Genomic DNA, 15,381 nt, shown 5'->3' with positions numbered 1-15,381 from the left:
GCTTGCGCCCCGCCGACCGGATCAGATAACCGCAGGTCAGAGCTACTTTCGCGGGGTGTCCGAGTGGGTCTGCGGGTGTTGCGGTCGCTGGCGGGTCAGCGTCGAGCTGATCCGGGGCCGGTACCGCTACCGGCTGGTGCACCGCTATCCGCGGCGGTTCGGCGGCGGCAAGAACGTGCTCGGCGAGGTGGGTTCGGTGGCCGAGCTGGAGGAGCTGCTGCGCCGGAGCACTCCGCTGGAACTGGCCGACCTGCGCGAGGCGGCCTGAGCCGGGCCGGGCCGGCCGGCGGGGCGTCGGCTCCGGCCGCCCGTACGCTGGCGGTGATCCGTCGAGCCTGGGGGTGCGCGTGCCGGCACTGACCTATCCGCACGTCGGCGCCACCCGCGACGGGCGGCTGCCGGACGGCTGGCGGCACGTGCGGCACCGGGTCCGCCTGCCGGACGGCTGTTTCACCGCCGCCGGCGCGGCAGTGCTCTCCTGGCGCCTGCACCGGTCGGCCGGGATCCGGATGGACACCGACGCCGCCCGCGCCGAGCCCGGGGTGCGGGTCGTCTCCCGGCTGGGCGTCGGTGCGCTGCGGCTGGCCGCGCCCTGCCAGGTGGTCTGGGCCGTCGACGACGGAGACCGGGCCGGCTTCGGCTACGGCACGCTCCCCGGGCACCCGGCGCGCGGCGAGGAGGCGTTCGTGGTCAGCCGCGACGCCGCCGGCCGGGTCTGGTTCGAGGTGGTGGCGTTCAGCCGCCCCGGCGGGTTCCTGATGCGCGCGGCCGGGCCGGCCGGCCGGCTCTTCCAGCACGCGTACGCCTGGTGGCTGGGGCGCACGCTGCGCCGGCTCTGCGCCCGCCGCTGACGCCGCGCCGGCGCCGGCCGGCGGCATGGTCGATTGTTCCCCGGCGCGTGCCGGAGCTGGCGCTCAGAACCGGGCGAAGGAGCGGATCGGGGCGCGGGGTCCGAACTTCGGCGCCTGCACGCCGGCGGCCTCCAGCAGTAGGCAGACCCGGCCCCGGTGGCCGCGGAACGGCTCCAGCAGGGCCAGCATCCGGGCGTCGTCGCCGCGCGGCTCGCCGGCCAGCGCCCAGGCCACCGTGTTCGGGATGTGGTAGTCGCCGACGCTGACCGCGTCCGGATCGCCGTAGGCGACCCGGACCACCTCGGCGGCGGTCCACGGGCCGATGCCGGCGATCGCGGTGAGCCGGCGGGTGGCCTCGGCCGCGTCCGCGCAGCGCTGCAACCGGTCGGCGGCGGCCGCCGCGCGGCGCAGCGTCTCGGCCCGGCGCTGCTCCACCCCGAACGGGTGGAACACCCAGTAGGGGCTGGCCGCCACGGCGGCCGGCTCCGGCGGCAGCAGCAGCGGCAGCGGGCCCGGCGCCGGCTCGCCGAAGTGCCGCACCGTCGCCGCGTACGCCCGGTAGGCCTCCTTGCCGGTCACCTTCTGCTCGAAGACCGCCCGCAGCAGCCGGGGGAAGACCAGCCCGGTGGCCGGCATCCGCAGCCCCCGGTGCTGCGCCGCCAGCCGGGCCACCACCGGGTGGGCGGCGGCGAGCGTGGCGAACCCGGTGAGGTCGTCGCGCAGCCCGGCCACCGCGTCCGCCCGGTCCACCACCCAGTCGGCGCCCGGGCCGTACCCCTCGGCGACCAGCTCGCCGGCGGCCGGGCGCAGGGCCAGGGTGGCCGGACCCGCCGGGGTGCGGGTGGCCCACCAGAGGGCGCCGCCGGCGATCCGCGCGCACGGGTCGTACGGGCTGAAGGTGAGCGCCCGCACCGACGCGGCCAGCCGGTAGCCGGCCGGCGGGCGCAGCGCCCGGCGCGCGGTGGGTTCGGTCACCGGGACATGCTGTCACGGGCGGTCCGGGTGACACCCGACACCGCCGACGCGCGTGGCGTCGGCGGTGCTCCCTCCGACAGTGGGCCGGCCGGAATGCCGACCGTGGGTTCGGGAGTGCCGGTGGGCAGCGCCTGCTGGCGTGGGCGCGCCACCGACCCGGGCCCGCTCCCGTGCGCCCGGACCGGCGGCCGGTGCCGCCGACCCGGCCGACGACGGTGACCGGCCGCGCCCTCCCCGGCTGCGACCGGCCACCGGGCCTGACGTGGGTCAGTACGAGTAGCCGGAGTCGCCGGCCGGCGCGCCCTGGTCGTCCGAGGGCGGGGCCACCGGCTTCGGCGTGCCGGTCGGCAGGCAGGTCAGGTTCTTCTTGCCGTCCGGGGCCACCACGAACCAGGTGCCACCGACGCCCTGGCCCTTCCACTGGCCGGGCTTCTTGTCGCCGATGTAGCGGTACAGCGGCCAGCCGTCCAGGGTGATCTGCCGGGTGCCGTCCTGCCGGGTGACGGTGCCGACCTTGTCGTCGGAGACGCCGTTGAGCTGCGGGTTGCCGTCGGTGAGCGCCGGCGGCCAGACCTCCGCGCACTTGTCGACGCAGTTGGACGCCGCCGGGTCGTTGGTGTCCTTGTCGAAGCGGTACAGGATCCAGCCGTCCTGGTCGGTCACCACGCTGCCCATCCGGGCGACCTTCTTGCCGATCAGCCGGTCGGTGAGTTCGACGTCGGCGGGCGGCGGCGCGTCGGCCACCGGGGCCTCCGCGGATGCCGACGCCTCCGGTTCAGCCGTCGCGGTGGGCTCGGCCGCGGCGACGGCGACCGGCTCGGCCGCGCTCTGGTTCGCCCCGTCGTAGCCCGCGGGAGCGCAGGCCGTAAGTGCGACCATCGCGCTCGCGACGATGACGGTCCGCTTCATCTGTGCCACGTGCCCTCCTCATGCTTGGCAGTTCACCGGGTAATACGGCACGAGGGCTGTCAAGGTTGAAATCGGATCCGTGGCCAATTTCACAAGGAATGGTTGAACCGGGCGTGACCCGGCTGCGTGCGCGCCATCGACGGCGGCCATTCGGGAAAACCAACGACCGATCGGCGCCGGCCATTGTCGCGGGCCGGCGCCGATCGGTGTCGACGGGTCAGACCGGTACGGTCACCAGCGGGCTCGCCACCCCGTTCGCGTCCACCGACTGCACCTGGAACTGCTTGATGTCGTCGACCGGCGTCGACGTGGCCGCCGACAGGGTCAGCAGCTGGGTGTTGGTGTTGGTGCCGTAGCCGCCGCCCGGCACCGACCAGGTGGAGATCACCTCGGCGGTGGCGTTCTTGCGTACCACCACGAGCCGGCAGGTGCGCGGCCCGGGCAGCCGGGAGAGGCTGAAGTTGACCCGGGTGCCGAACTCCTTCGACACCACGAAGAACGTCGCCTTCACGCCGGTGCTGGGGTCCACCACGTCGTGCCGGTCGCCCTCCTCCTCGGTGCCGCCGAGGCCCGGTTCGTTCGGGCCGGCCGAGCGCGTCTGGTCCGGCGGGGTGGCCGGGGCGCCGGTGGTCGGTCCGGCGACCACGTCCGGCGGCGCCTCGTCCCGTTCGACCACGCTGGCGAAGCCGATCCCGGTCAGGCCGCCGAGCACCACCACGGCGGCCGCGGTGGCCAGCAGCTGGCGCAACCGGGTACGCCGCCGGTCGGCCCGGACCGCGACCAGGGTGCGGTCCAGCAGGGCCGGGTCGGTCTGGGTCTGCTCCAGCGCGGACATCGTCTCGCCGTCGATGCCGGAGAGCAGCCCCACCACCGGCACCATGGTCTCCAGCTCCGCGGCGCACGCCCAGCAGGTGGCGAGGTGCTCCTCGAACCGTTCGGTGTCCTGCTCGTCCAGCACGCCCAGCGCGTACGCCGCGACGTCCATGTGGTCCGCCCGGCTCATTCCGTCACCCCCCGTTCCTGCAGAGCCGTGCGCAGCGCGCGCAGCGCGTAGTAGACCCGCGACTTGGCGGTGCCCAGCGGAAGCCCCAGCTCCTCCGCCGCCTCGGGCACCGTCCGGCCGCGGAAGTACGTGGCCACCAGGATCTCCCGGTGCGACTGGCTCAGCGTACGCAGCGCGTCCGCCACGGTCATCGTCCGCAGCACCCGGTCGGTGCTGTCCGCCTCGGCGAACGCGGTCAGGTCCCGGTCGTACGTCTCGGCCGGGCGGGCCTGCTCGCTGCGGTGCTCGTCGATGGCGATCCGGCGCGCCACGGTGACCAGCCAGGGCCGCAGCGACCCCTGCCCCTGTGCCCCCAGCCGGTGCGCGTTGCGCCAGGCCCGCAGCAGGGTCTCCTGCACGATGTCCTCCGCGCGCTGCCGGTCCCCACCGGTCAGCCGCATGACGAACATCAGCAGCGGCCCGGCGTGCTCGGCGTAGAGCAGCCGGATCAGCTGGTCGGAGTGAGCGGCCTCGGACGACGCCGCCTGGTGGCGTCCCGGCGCCGGTCGCGGCGTCACCGGGTCATTCTGGCGAGGCGACGGGCGGGCGTCGACCCCGCGTGCGGACCGGGTCGACCGCGACTGGGACCGCGCCGACATCCAGTCCGCCCGCACCGAGTCGCCGTGCCAGCCGACCGCCACCGCATGCATGCAGACCTCCGGGTGTCCGATGACATCGGCCCTCCCCCCACGGGCATGGCCGCCCGGTGGTACGCAGCGCCGGGGCGAACGGATCAACGCCGGACGGAAAAAATCCCGGGCGGTGGCGGCGTCGACGCGGTGGCGCCGGCGTCGCGCACCACCGGGGCGCCGCCGACGAACCGGTCCAGTTCCGCGCCGGCCAGCACCCGGCCGGGGAACCAGTCCCCGGCGGCCCGCCGGGTCAGCTCCGGCACCGGCGGCTCGACCCGGCCGGCCACCAGCACGAGGTTGCCGTAGCGCCGCCCGCGCAGCACGGCCGCGTCCCCGACCAGGCAGGCCCGGGGCAGCACCGAGCGGACCGTGGCGAGCTGGCCGCGGGCGTACCGCAGCGGCGGGCCGTCGGCGACGTTGGCCAGGTACCAGCCCTGCGGGCGCAGCACCCGGGCCACCTCGGCGGCGTACTCGACCGAGGTCAGGTGGGCCGGGGTCCGGGCGCCGGCGAAGACGTCGGCGACCACCAGGTCACAACTGGCGTCGCGGGTGCTGGCGAGCACCGCCCGGGCGTCGGCCACCCGCACCCGCAGTCGCGGGTCGGCGCGCCACGGCAGCACCCGCCGGACCAGGTCCACCAGCGCGCCGTCCACCTCGACCACCCGCTGGGTCGAGCCCGGCCGGGTGGCGCTGACGTACCGGGGCAGGGTCAGCGCGCCGCCGCCGAGGTGCAGCACCCGCAGCGGGGCGCCGGCCGGCGCGACCAGGTCGATCGCCGCGGCCAGCCGGCGGACGTACTCGAACTCCAGGTGGGTGGGGTCGGCCAGGTCGACGTGTGACTGTGGGGCGCCGTCCAGCAGCAGCGTCCAGGAGCCGGCCCGGTCCGGGTCCGGCGCCAGTTCGGCGAGCCCGGTGTCGACCTGCTCGACCACCCGGTCCCCGGCCCGCCTGCGCCCCATGCCGCCCAGTATCCCGGCGGCCCCGGCCCGGCCCGCCGCGAACCCCGCCCGGGTAGGCCCGGTCACCCCGCCGCCGGCGGGTTTCCCGGCTCGATCGACTCCGGATCGGCGACCCGGCGGTGTCCGGGCTGTCCGGATACCGCCACATCCCCGACCTGGTGTGGATCTCCGGCGGGTTGGTCAGGGGCGGCGGGCGGTGGGGCGGGCGGCGGCGGTCAGCGCCCGGTGCAGCAGCCGGGCGTCACCGAGCAGCGCCCGCAGCCGGCGTTCCAGCCCGGCGATCGGGATCAGATTCTGCGGGGCGCGCGGGTCCTTGTACGGCGTGGAGGCGAACCGGGGCAGCGTGACCAGGGACAGGTCGGCCAGCTCGACCGCCTCTTCGATGGTCAGGTCGGCCGAGCACTCCACCCGGACGATGCCCGCCCAGGGCGCCCCGGCGGCCACCGGCAGCCGCAGGTACCAGGACCAGCCGCCCCAGGCGGTGCCCAGCCGGAAGACGGGGGAGCGCTGCCCCGCGGCCAGCCCGGTGACCACCGCGGTCAGCCGGGCGTCCAGGTACTGGCTGTGCTGGGTCTTGATGTAGCCGAGGGTGCGGGGCAGCTGCCGCCGGTTGCGCAGCGGACCGTCGACCACCAGCAGGTCGCCGTCGACCCGGGCGGCGCCGGAGACCTCCACCTCCAGCGCGGTCAGCGGGCCCTGCACGGCGGCCGGCAGCTTGGCCAGCTCGCCGGTGCCGCTGACCCGGTGCACCGGATAGCGGACCCGCCCGGCCACCACGTCCTCGGCCGACGGGCTGGCGGTGAACAGGCCCCGGCCCACCCGGGTGCCGGCCAGTTGCGCCACGCCCCGTCGCAGGTCGCAGCGGACCACCCCGGCCGCGTAGGAGGCGGCCAGGCCGGGGAAGGAGCCGCCGTCGGACTCCGCCGTCCAGACGCTGGCGTCGATCCGGCGCACCCCGTCGACCAGCAGCACCACGTCCGGGGCGCGCAGGCCCGGGCGCACGTCGATGGCGCGCCAGTCCACCGCCGGCAGTTCGGCGTCCGGGTCGACCTGCGCGCTGCTCGGCGCGGCCGGCCCGGCCGACGACGCCTCGAACGACGCCCCGTAGGCGGGATCCCACGCGTCGACGAAGAACCGGGCGCTCACCGGGCCCGCCCTTCCCGCACGCCGGGGGCGCCGACCGGGCCGGCGGTCACCGGCCGGTCCGTTCCACGCGCGCCGACCGGGCGTCCTTGCGTACCTCGAACCGGACCGGGATGCGCTCGGCCAGCGCCGGCACGTGGGTGACCACGCCGACCATCCGGTCACCCCGGGCGGCCAGGCTCTCCAGGGTGGCGGCCACCGTGTCCAGGGTGGCCGCGTCGAGCGTGCCGAAGCCCTCGTCCAGCACGATCGACTCCAGGCTCGCCGCCGTGGTGGACATCCCGGCCAACTGCTCGGAGAGGGCCAGCGCGAGCGCCAGCGACGCCTGGAACGTCTCGCCGCCGGAGAGGGTGCGGACGCCCCGGCGCAGCCCGGCGTCGTGATGGTCGACGACGAAGAACTCGCCCTTGTCGTGCACCAGGTCGTACTGGCCGCCGGAGAGCTCCCGCAGGATCCGGGAGGCGCCGTCGACCAGCAGGTCCAACGCCTCGGCCAGCAGCCAGCGCTCGAAGTTGTTGGCCCGCAGGTGCCCGGCCAGGGCCCGGGCCACCTGCGCCTCGCGTTCGTGCCCGGCGCGCTGCTCGCGCAGCCCGGCCGCCTGCTCGCGCCGCTGCACCAGGTGCCGCCGGTCGGCCTCGGCCCGCTCGACGGCCACCGCGGCGGCGCGGACCGGGTCGTCGGCGGGCGGCAGCCCGGCGGCGGCGAAGATGCCGGCGATCCGCTCCGTCGCCCCGGCCGCGGCCGCCTCCGCCTCGGCCACCGCGGCGGCCCGCCCGGCCCGCTCCGCCCGGCGCTGCTGCGCCTCGGCCCCGGCCCAGTCGGTGAGCGCGGCCCAGGCCGCCGCGACGTCCTCCCGGTCGGCCGCCGGCGGGCCGAACCGGGCCAGCCCGTCCCGGGCCGCGTCGAACGCCCGCCACGCCGCGCGCAGCTTCTGCTCGGCGGCGTCCACCGCGCCGCGGGCCCGGCGGGCCGCCTCCCGGCCCGCCCGCACCGCCGCGCCGGCCTCGTCCAGAGAGCGGCGGAGCCGGGCGTGCTCGGCGAGCCGCTCCCGCAGCGCCTCCGCCGTCGCGGCCCCGGCGAGCTGGGCGTCCAACTCGGCCAGCCGGCCGTCCAGCTGGTCCTGCCGGGCGCGGGCCTGCACCAGCACCCGCTCCAGCTCCCGGGCCGCCGTGTCACGTTCCTGCACCACCCGGCGGGCCGCCTCGCTCGCCGCCCGGGCGGCCTTGCCGGCCTCGACCGCGCGGGCCACCGCCGAACCGGCGGGCACCGCCGGCACCCTGGCCACCACCTGCTCGCAGACCGGGCAGGCGTCGCCGTCGGCCAGGTGCGCCCGCAGCGCCACCGCCTGGTCGGTGGCCTTCGCCTCCTCGTGCGCCCGGAACGCCGCCGCCAGCTCCTCCTCGGCCCGCTCGGCCGCCGCCCGCGCCTCGGCCAGCGCCCGCACTGCCGCGTCGTGCTCGGCCCCGGCCCCGGCCAGCGCCGCCCGGACCGTGCCGGCCTCGCCGGCCAGCTTCTCCCGGTCGGCGTACGCCTTCAGCCGCAGCCGCAGCGCGCTCTCGTCGCCGGCGGCGGCCAGCTCGCCACGGAGCTTCTCCTCCCGCTCCTCGGCCAGCGCCACCGCGGTGGCCGCCGCGTCGGCGTCGGCGCGGGCGGCGGTCACCGCCCGGGCCACCTCGGCCACCCCGGCCGGCGCCCGCACCGCGCCGAGCACGGCCAGGTCGGCGTCGAGGGCGGCCAGCGCCGCGTGCGCCTCGCCGGCCGCGGCGCGGGCCGCGTCCAGCTCCGGTACGGCCGCCGCCACCGCCGCGGCCAGCTCGCGCAACCGGTCGACCTGGGCGGTGGCCGCCTCCAGCGCGGCATCGTCGATGTCGGTCAGCCCGCCGAGCAGCTGGTCGACCGTCTCCAACCGCGCCTCGGCCTGCGCGGCCCGCGCGGTCGCCTTCTTCTGTACCTCCTCGTAGACCCCGAGGCCGAGCAGGTTGACCAGGATCTGCTGCCGGGTGGCCGGCTTGGCGTGCAGGAAGTCGGCGAACTGCCCCTGCGGCAGCACCACGCAGCTGGTGAACTGCTCGTACGGCAGCCCGACCGCCTCCTGCACCGCCTCGTCCATCTCGGCCGGGGTGCCGGCCACCACCTCGCCGAGGTCCTCCGGGCTGAGCCCGGTGTCCAGCTTGGTGACGTCGAACCCGGCCGGCATCAGCTGGAGCCCGGCGTTGGCCGTCTTGACGTTGCCCCGGCCGTCCCGGCGCACCACCCGGGTGGCCACGTAGCGGGCGCCGCCGGACTCGAAGACCAGCCGGACCCGGGCCTCGGTGGCCGACGGCGCGAGGGCGTTGGCCAGGCCGCGGGCGCCGCCCCAGCGGGGCACCGTGCCGTAGAGGGCGAAGCAGATCGCGTCCAGCACCGTCGACTTGCCCGAGCCGGTGGGGCCGACGAGGGCGAAGAAGTCGGCGTCGGTGAAGTCGACCGTCGTCTCCTCGCGGAAGACGGTGAAGCCGGCCATGTCCAGCCGCATCGGGCGCATCAGTGATCCACCTCTTCGAGGAGCTCGTCGAAGAGCTCCCGGACGCCGTCGTCGGCGTGCCCCCGGCTGCTCAGGTAGTCGGCGAACAGCTCCCGGGGCGAGCGGCCGGCCCGCTGGGCGACCCGGGTGCCGCTGCCCGGCGCCGGCACCAGCTCCGGGTCGATCCGGATCTCCAGCGCCCGGGGGAGCAGCTCCTGCACCTCCTCACGGAGCCCGGCGCGCGGCTGCTCCCGGACGTAGACCCGCAGCCAGCCCTCCGGGGCCTCGATCTCGGCGAGTTGGGCCAGCGTGCCGCGGACCGTCCGCAGCGGGGTCGCCGCGGCGACCGGCACCTCGCGGATCTGCGCCGCCGTCGTCGCGGTCACCTCGACCAGCGTCACCGACGGGACGTTCTCCTGCTCGCCGAAGTCCACCGCCAGCGGGCTGCCGCTGTAGCGGATCGGGCAGGGCCCCTGTACCCGCTGGGAGCGGTGCAGGTGGCCGAGCGCCACGTAGTGCGCGGTGCCCGGGAAGACCGTCGCCGGCACCGCGTAGCCGAGCACTGTGTGCGCGTCCCGCTCGCCACCGCCGGTGCTCGCGCCGACCACCGTCAGGTGCGCGGTGACCAGGTGCACCCGGTCGGGCTCGGTGAAGCTCTCGGTGAGCCGGGCCAGCACCCGGCCCAGGTGGTCGGCGTAGGTCTGGGTGGTCTCGGCGGCGGTCAGCTCGTACATCTCCACCGCGCGGATGGCGTAGCGCTGGGACAGGAACGGCAGCGCGGCCAGCCGCCACCGCTCGCCGCCCGCGGTGGTGCCGTCGACGACGTGCTCGTCGGGGTTCTCGCGAACCCCGCCGCGCAGCGTGATGCCGGCGGCCTCGGCCCACGGGCGCAGCGCGTCCAGGGCCTGCCCGTTGTCGTGGTTGCCGCCGATGGCCACCACGTCCGCGCCGGTACGCCGCAGCGCGGTCAACGCCCGGGTGACCAGCCGGGTGGCCTCCGGCGTCGGCGCGGCGGTGTCGTAGAGGTCACCGGCGACGATGACCAGGTCGGGCCGCTCGGCCCGGGCGATGTCGATCACCCCGGCCAGCACCTGCTTGTGCTCCTCGGCCCGCGACTGCCCCTTGAGGACCTTGCCGACGTGCCAGTCCGAGGTGTGCAGGATCTTCACGGCTCTCCGCCCCCTAGAACGGGATGTCGTCGTCGGCGCCGCCGCCCGAGCCGACCACCGCGAACGGGTCGGCGGACTGGGTGATCGAGCGCAACGTCTCGGACGGGGCCCGGCCGGCCTCGGAGACCCGGGTAGCCCAGGCGGGGAAGGGGAACTCCAGGCAGAGCGGCACCGGGATGTCGGGCTGGTTGACGAACATCGTGCCCGGCTTGGCCAGCAGCGCGCGTTGCCGCTGGGCGGGCGGCAGGAAGCCGTACTCGGGGCGGGACGCCTCGGCCGGGTCGAGCCGGCCGACCACCCGGATCGCCGAGTTGGTGACGATCCGCCGCTCGACCTCGCTCGCCGTCTGCTGGGCGCCGATCAGGATCACCCCGAGCGACCGGCCCCGCTCGGCGATGTCGAGCAGCACCTCCTTGATCGGGGAGGAGCCCTCGCGTGGGGCGTACTTGTTCAGCTCGTCGAGCACCACGAAGAGCAGCGGCTTGGCGGTGCCGGCCTTCTCCTTGCGCTCGAACTCGCTCTTGAGCGTCACGCCGACCACGAACCGCTGGGCGCGGTCCGGCAGGTTGTGCAGGTCGACCACGGTGACCTGGGCGCTCTCGGCGGTGTTGATCGAGTGCGGTCGGCGGGTGGCCAGGTCGCCCCGGATCAGCCGGGAGAGGTCCTTCTTGCTGCCGATCAGCCGCCGGGCGAACGCGTTGACAGTGCCGAGCCCGACCGCGCTGCCGGCCCACTCCGAGCGGGTCTCGTCGTCGTTGAGCTGCTCGACGACGTGGTCGACCAGGTCGGCGTAGGAGCCGAGCCGCACCCCGTCGAGGCTCACCCCGCCGTCGGCCGGCTGGGCGTGCCGGGCCAGGTGGGCGGCGACCGAGTGCACCACCATCGTGTACTGCTGGCGTTCGTCGTCGGCGTCGGCGAAGACGTACGGCAGCAGCCGGTCGGCGCAGAACTCGCTCAGCGTCCAGTAGAAGCTGTCGACCCCGGTGAGCCGGCTGCTCACGTCGGGGGTGCCGGAGGAGTCGCCGACCCGCGGCGGGGCGTAGACCCGGACGTCGGGGAAGGCGCCGGCGGTGAGCCCGAGCCGGGCGTAGCCGGCCCGGGTGCCGTCGTCGAGGCGGGTGTTGGGGTGGTCGAGGAAGAGCAGGTCCTCGCCCTTGACGTTGAAGATGAGCGCCTTGGCGTTGACCGCGTCGCCGCCCAGCACGCCGGAGCGGAACACCGAGTAGAGCAGGAAGGTGGCGAAGCTGGTCTTGGTGGCGACGCCGGAGATGCCGGAGATGGAGACGTGCGCGCCCCGGCTGCCGTCGAGGAAGTCGGCGTTGAGGTAGACCGGCACCCCGTCGCGGCCCATGCCCATCGGGATCCGCCGCTCCATCCGGTCGAAGTGCAGCGCGCGGGCCCGCGCGTCGCCCTCGGCGCGGTGGACGACCGCGCCCGGCGACGGCGGCACGTAGAGCTCGGGGTCGACCCGGGTGGTGGTGATCTCGGCCGCCTCCTGCACCTGTGCCGGGAGGGTGCCGTCGGCGATGGCGAAGACGTCGGAGTCGAACTGGGCGCCCTCGTGTCGGGCCCGCACCTGGGTGACCACCCCGGCGATGGTCACCGGCTCCCGGTCGGGCAGCTCGCGCCGGGTCACCACCACGTCGTCGAGCTGCAGGTAGCTGCCGGGGGAGACCGCCGTCCAGAACTGCAGCGGGGTGGCGTCGGCCGTGCCCAGCACCCGCCCGACCCCCTCGCCGGGGCCGTCGACGTCGTCGTCGGTCATCGCAACTCCGGTCGGCTGGTCATCGGGGTGGGGACGCACGCCCTGCATCCTGCCCGAGGAGTACGACAGGCCGCCACGCGACGCGGCGGACGCCACCGGGAGAACGAGCGGCGCTCACCGAGCGGGAGCGGGCGGGTGCCCTGGGTGATCCCGTGGGCCGTGACGTGACGGGCCCGACGGCGTCAGTCCCGGGCGTAGCGCAGCAGCAGCACGCCGTCCTCGGCGGCGAGCACGTGCCGCAGCGGCAGCTGCCGCACCGGGCTCGGGTCGCCGGCGGTGATCCGGCCGGGGCCGGGCCCGGCGAGCAGCGGGGCGACCGTGAGGCAGACCTCGTCCACCAGGCCGGCCGCGGTGAGCGCCCCGAACAGCTTCGGCCCGCCCTCGCAGAGCAGCTGGCCGTGGCCGCGGCGGCGCAGCTCGGCCAGCCCGGCGGCGAGGTCGAGGCTGTCCGTGCCGCAGCGCACCACGTCGGCGACCTCGGTCAGCCCGGGCGGCGCGGTGGCCCCGGCGTGGGTGAGCACCACCGGGCGGACCGGGGCGTCGGCGAACGCGGCCTGCGCCGGGTCGAGGTCGAGCGCGCCGGAGACCACCACCAGCGTCGGGTACTCGGCCAGCCCGTGCGCGCGCCGCCAGGCCCGCCGCCGCGGACTGAGCCGGACCGCCCGGTAGCCCTCGTGGCGCAGCGTGCCGGCGGCCACCACGAGCGCGTCGCAGAGCATCCGCAGCAGCCCGAAGACCCGCTTGTCCGGCTCGCCGGAGAGCCCGGCGGAGTAGCCGTCCACGCTGACCGCGCCGTCGACGCTGGTCACGAAGTTCACCCGCAGGCGGGGGCGGTCGCTCCGGGCGTAGAGCGCGATCAGCGCGTCGTCGTCGAGGGGCTGCGGATGCGGTGCGGGCCAGAGCCGGGAAATCGGGATTCCGACGCTCATTCGCTGGCCGGACCGGTGACCGGAGGGGTCGGCCGGGGGGTACGGTGCTGGCAGTCGCACCAGTTCCGGCCCGGACAGTCGTCGTGCCGCCTCGCCCGGCACGCTCGGCAGATCATGCTGGCAAGCCTAAGCCGAGGGAGGATGGAACAGCATGCCGCGTCAGATCTTCCAGCTGAAGATTTCCCTGGCCGGGGTCCGGCCGACGGTCTGGCGCCGGGTGCTGGTCCCCGGTGGTTACACCCTCGACCGGTTGCACCGGGTGGTGCAGCACGGGATGGGTTGGCGCGACTGCCACCTGCACTCCTTCGAGATCGACGGCCGCCAGTACGGTGAGCCCGACCCGGACGGCGAGCTGGCCCTCACCGACGAGCTGGACGTCCGCCTCGACGCGGTGGTGGGCAAGGGCAGCCGGTTCCACTACACCTACGACTTCGGCGACTGGTGGGAACACGACCTGGTGGTGGAGGACGCGGTGACCGCCGACCCGGAGCTGCGCTATCCGTCCTGCCTGGACGGCGCGCGGGCCTGCCCGCCGGAGGACATCGGCGGCCCGGTCGGCTACCACGCCCTGCTGGCCGCGCTGGCCGACCCGCGCCACCCCGAGCACCGGTCGATGCGGGAGTGGGTGGGCGAGCGCTTCGACCCGGCCGCCTTCGACCCGGGTCGGGCCGACACCCTGCTGCGCCGCTTCTGCTGACGCCGGCCACCTGCCGCCCCGCTTCCGCTGAGCCGCGGCCCCTCCTGCTCTCCCGCCGGTCGGGCCCGCGGCATCCGACGCGGTAACGATCTGGGAACGCTCCCATCGACCTATTGACACCCTCGACACACCCCAGCAATCTCATGGGAGCGCTCCCGACGGGGCGTACCCGCTCGTCGCCCGGCTCGGCGGCGGGCGGACCTCACACGAGCCTGGAACACCTCCGGAAGCCACCACCGACGAAGCAGCGTCAGGCATCCGCAACCACCACACGAAGCACCACCTGAGAGGGGTCAGGGATGAGCGTCATCGGGCGCCGGTTCCGCACTGTCGCGGTCGCCGCGCTCGCCGTGGGCGTGGCCCTTGGCGGCACGGCGTGCAGCAAGAAGAACGACGACGAGGCAAGCGGCGAGGGCGGGCAGGTCAAGCTGGTCCTGCAGACCTTCCAGAACTTCGGCTACGACCAGGCCATCAAGGACTTCGAGGCGGCCAACCCGAACATCAAGGTCGAGCACCAGAAGATGGGCGAGCTGCGCGACTTCCAGCCGAAGCTGGTGCAGTGGCTCGCCGCGGGCAGCGGGGCCGGCGACGTGGTCGGTCTGGAGGAGGGCGTCCTGCTCGGGTACGTCCAGAACCACGACAAGTTCACCAACCTGCTCGACCTGGGCGCCGGTGAGCTGAAGGCCAACTTCCCGGAGTGGAAGTGGAACAACGCCCTGACGCCGGACGGCAAGAAGCTGATCGGGCTCGGCACCGACGTCGGCGGTCTGGCCATGTGCTACCGCAAGGACCTCTTCCAGCAGGCGGGCCTGCCCACCGACCGCGAAGAGGTCTCCCAGCGGATGAGCACCTGGCAGGACTACATCGCGCTGGGCAAGGAGTTCAAGGCCAGCGGCAAGGTCAAGGCGGCCTGGCTGGACAGCGCCACCAGCCTGATGCAGCCGCACGTCATGCAGAACTCCGAGACGTTCTTCTTCGACAAGGACAACAAGTTCATCGGTGACACCAACCCGGTGGTCAAGCAGACCTGGGACATGGGTCTGCAGATGGCCGCCGACGGCCTCACCGCCAAGGCACAGCGGTGGAGCGCCGACTGGGACGCCGCCTTCAAGAACTCGGCCTTCGCCACCCTGCCCTGCCCGGCCTGGATGACCGAGGGCGTCATCGCCCAGCGCTCCGGCCCGGCGAACGCCGGCAAGTGGGACATCGCCCGGATCCCCGGCGGGGGTGGCAACTGGGGCGGCTCGTACCTGGCCGTTCCGGCCCAGACCAAGCACCCGAAGGAGGCGTACCTGCTGGCCAAGTACCTGACCAGCAAGGAGGGGCACCTGGCCGCGTTCAAGGAGGCGGGCGCCATGCCGTCCGACATCGCCGGCCTCGAGGACCCGGCGTTCAAGGACAAGACCAGCGAGTACTTCAGCGGCGCGCCCACCGGCAAGATCTTCGGGGAGAGCGTCAAGAACATGAAGCCGGTCTTCCTCGGCGCCAAGCACCAGCAGATCTGGGAGACCATCGTCGAGCCGCAGATGCAGGCGGCCGAGCGCGGCCGGCTCAGTTCGGACGCCGCCTGGAAGAAGGCGATGGACGAGGCCAAGAAGGCGGCCAGCTGAGTCGCCGGTGACCTGCCCGGTCCGCGGGCCTCAGGAGCCCGCGGACCGGCGGCGGGGGGGCCCCCCCCGCCGCGGGGGGGGGGCGCCCCCCCCCCCGCCCCGCCGGTCACGGTCGGGCGCGATCTCGCCGACGTCGGGTGCTCCGGGCTGGTCGGGCGGCCGACGCCACGGGGACGCGTTTCCCCCCGTGGCTGCGG

The 15,381-nt window shown here is 75.3% G+C and carries 14 protein-coding genes; 4 read left to right on the top strand and 10 right to left on the bottom strand.

Annotation, left to right across the window (positions count from 1 at the left end):
* The first annotated feature begins 55 nt into the window (after positions 1–55).
* Together SM577_RS06030 and SM577_RS06025 are read left to right on the top strand one after the other, a co-directional pair.
* Positions 56–268, top strand: coding sequence for a hypothetical protein (locus SM577_RS06030; protein ID WP_302917520.1), 213 nt, complete (start codon positions 56–58; stop codon positions 266–268).
* A 79-nt stretch (positions 269–347) separates the two neighbouring features.
* On the top strand, positions 348–851 hold the full coding sequence (locus SM577_RS06025; RefSeq protein WP_302917519.1) for a DUF1990 family protein: 504 nt from the start codon (positions 348–350) through the stop codon (positions 849–851).
* A gap of 63 nt (positions 852–914) precedes the next feature.
* Here the strand turns inward: SM577_RS06025 and SM577_RS06020 are convergent, their stop codons facing one another.
* From SM577_RS06020 to SM577_RS05975, 10 genes are all read right to left on the bottom strand, one after another.
* Positions 915–1,826, bottom strand: coding sequence for a DNA-3-methyladenine glycosylase family protein (locus SM577_RS06020; RefSeq protein WP_302917518.1), 912 nt, complete (start codon positions 1,824–1,826; stop codon positions 915–917).
* A 267-nt stretch (positions 1,827–2,093) separates the two neighbouring features.
* Positions 2,094–2,744, bottom strand: a complete 651-nt coding sequence (locus SM577_RS06015) for a COG4315 family predicted lipoprotein (protein WP_474582806.1) — start codon at positions 2,742–2,744, stop codon at positions 2,094–2,096.
* A 208-nt stretch (positions 2,745–2,952) separates the two neighbouring features.
* Complete coding sequence (locus tag SM577_RS06010; RefSeq protein ID WP_474586458.1) at positions 2,953–3,738, bottom strand: anti-sigma factor family protein; 786 nt, start codon at positions 3,736–3,738, stop codon at positions 2,953–2,955.
* A complete protein-coding gene (locus tag SM577_RS06005; protein ID WP_088995274.1) occupies positions 3,735–4,427 on the bottom strand; it encodes a sigma-70 family RNA polymerase sigma factor in 693 nt (230 codons plus the stop codon). Before SM577_RS06005 ends, SM577_RS06010 begins: the two co-directional genes overlap by 4 nt.
* Before the next feature lie 83 nt (positions 4,428–4,510).
* Positions 4,511–5,368, bottom strand: coding sequence for a spermidine synthase (locus tag SM577_RS06000; RefSeq protein WP_474586457.1), 858 nt, complete (start codon positions 5,366–5,368; stop codon positions 4,511–4,513).
* A 180-nt stretch (positions 5,369–5,548) separates the two neighbouring features.
* Positions 5,549–6,514 carry a hypothetical protein gene (locus SM577_RS05995; RefSeq protein WP_474586456.1) on the bottom strand — a complete coding sequence of 322 codons (966 nt, stop codon included), beginning with the start codon at positions 6,512–6,514 and terminating at the stop codon, positions 5,549–5,551.
* A 46-nt stretch (positions 6,515–6,560) separates the two neighbouring features.
* The gene (locus tag SM577_RS05990) at positions 6,561–9,035 is read right to left on the bottom strand and encodes an AAA family ATPase (protein ID WP_474586455.1); all 2,475 of its coding nucleotides are present in this window, start codon (positions 9,033–9,035) and stop codon (positions 6,561–6,563) included.
* Entirely contained in the window at positions 9,035–10,183 is a 1,149-nt protein-coding gene (locus SM577_RS05985) for an exonuclease SbcCD subunit D (RefSeq protein ID WP_302917512.1), read from the bottom strand. Before SM577_RS05985 ends, SM577_RS05990 begins: the two co-directional genes overlap by 1 nt.
* 13 nt (positions 10,184–10,196) lie before the next feature.
* Positions 10,197–11,948, bottom strand: a complete 1,752-nt coding sequence (locus SM577_RS05980; protein WP_302917511.1) for an ATP-binding protein — start codon at positions 11,946–11,948, stop codon at positions 10,197–10,199.
* A 182-nt stretch (positions 11,949–12,130) separates the two neighbouring features.
* Entirely contained in the window at positions 12,131–12,877 is a 747-nt protein-coding gene (locus tag SM577_RS05975; RefSeq protein WP_302917510.1) for a pyrimidine reductase family protein, read from the bottom strand.
* A 151-nt stretch (positions 12,878–13,028) separates the two neighbouring features.
* Here SM577_RS05975 and SM577_RS05970 point away from each other — a divergent pair, with 151 nt between their 5' ends.
* Complete coding sequence (locus SM577_RS05970) at positions 13,029–13,574, top strand: plasmid pRiA4b ORF-3 family protein (RefSeq protein WP_302917509.1); 546 nt, start codon at positions 13,029–13,031, stop codon at positions 13,572–13,574.
* A gap of 299 nt (positions 13,575–13,873) precedes the next feature.
* Positions 13,874–15,184: an extracellular solute-binding protein gene (locus SM577_RS05965; RefSeq protein ID WP_302917508.1), complete on the top strand. Its 1,311-nt coding sequence runs from the start codon at positions 13,874–13,876 to the stop codon at positions 15,182–15,184.
* Positions 15,185–15,381: the final 197 nt, after the last annotated feature.

The organism is Micromonospora desertarenae (assembly GCF_056150265.1).
The sequence above is the reverse complement of the archived record's forward strand: the minus strand, read 5'-3'. Positions and strand labels throughout refer to the sequence as shown.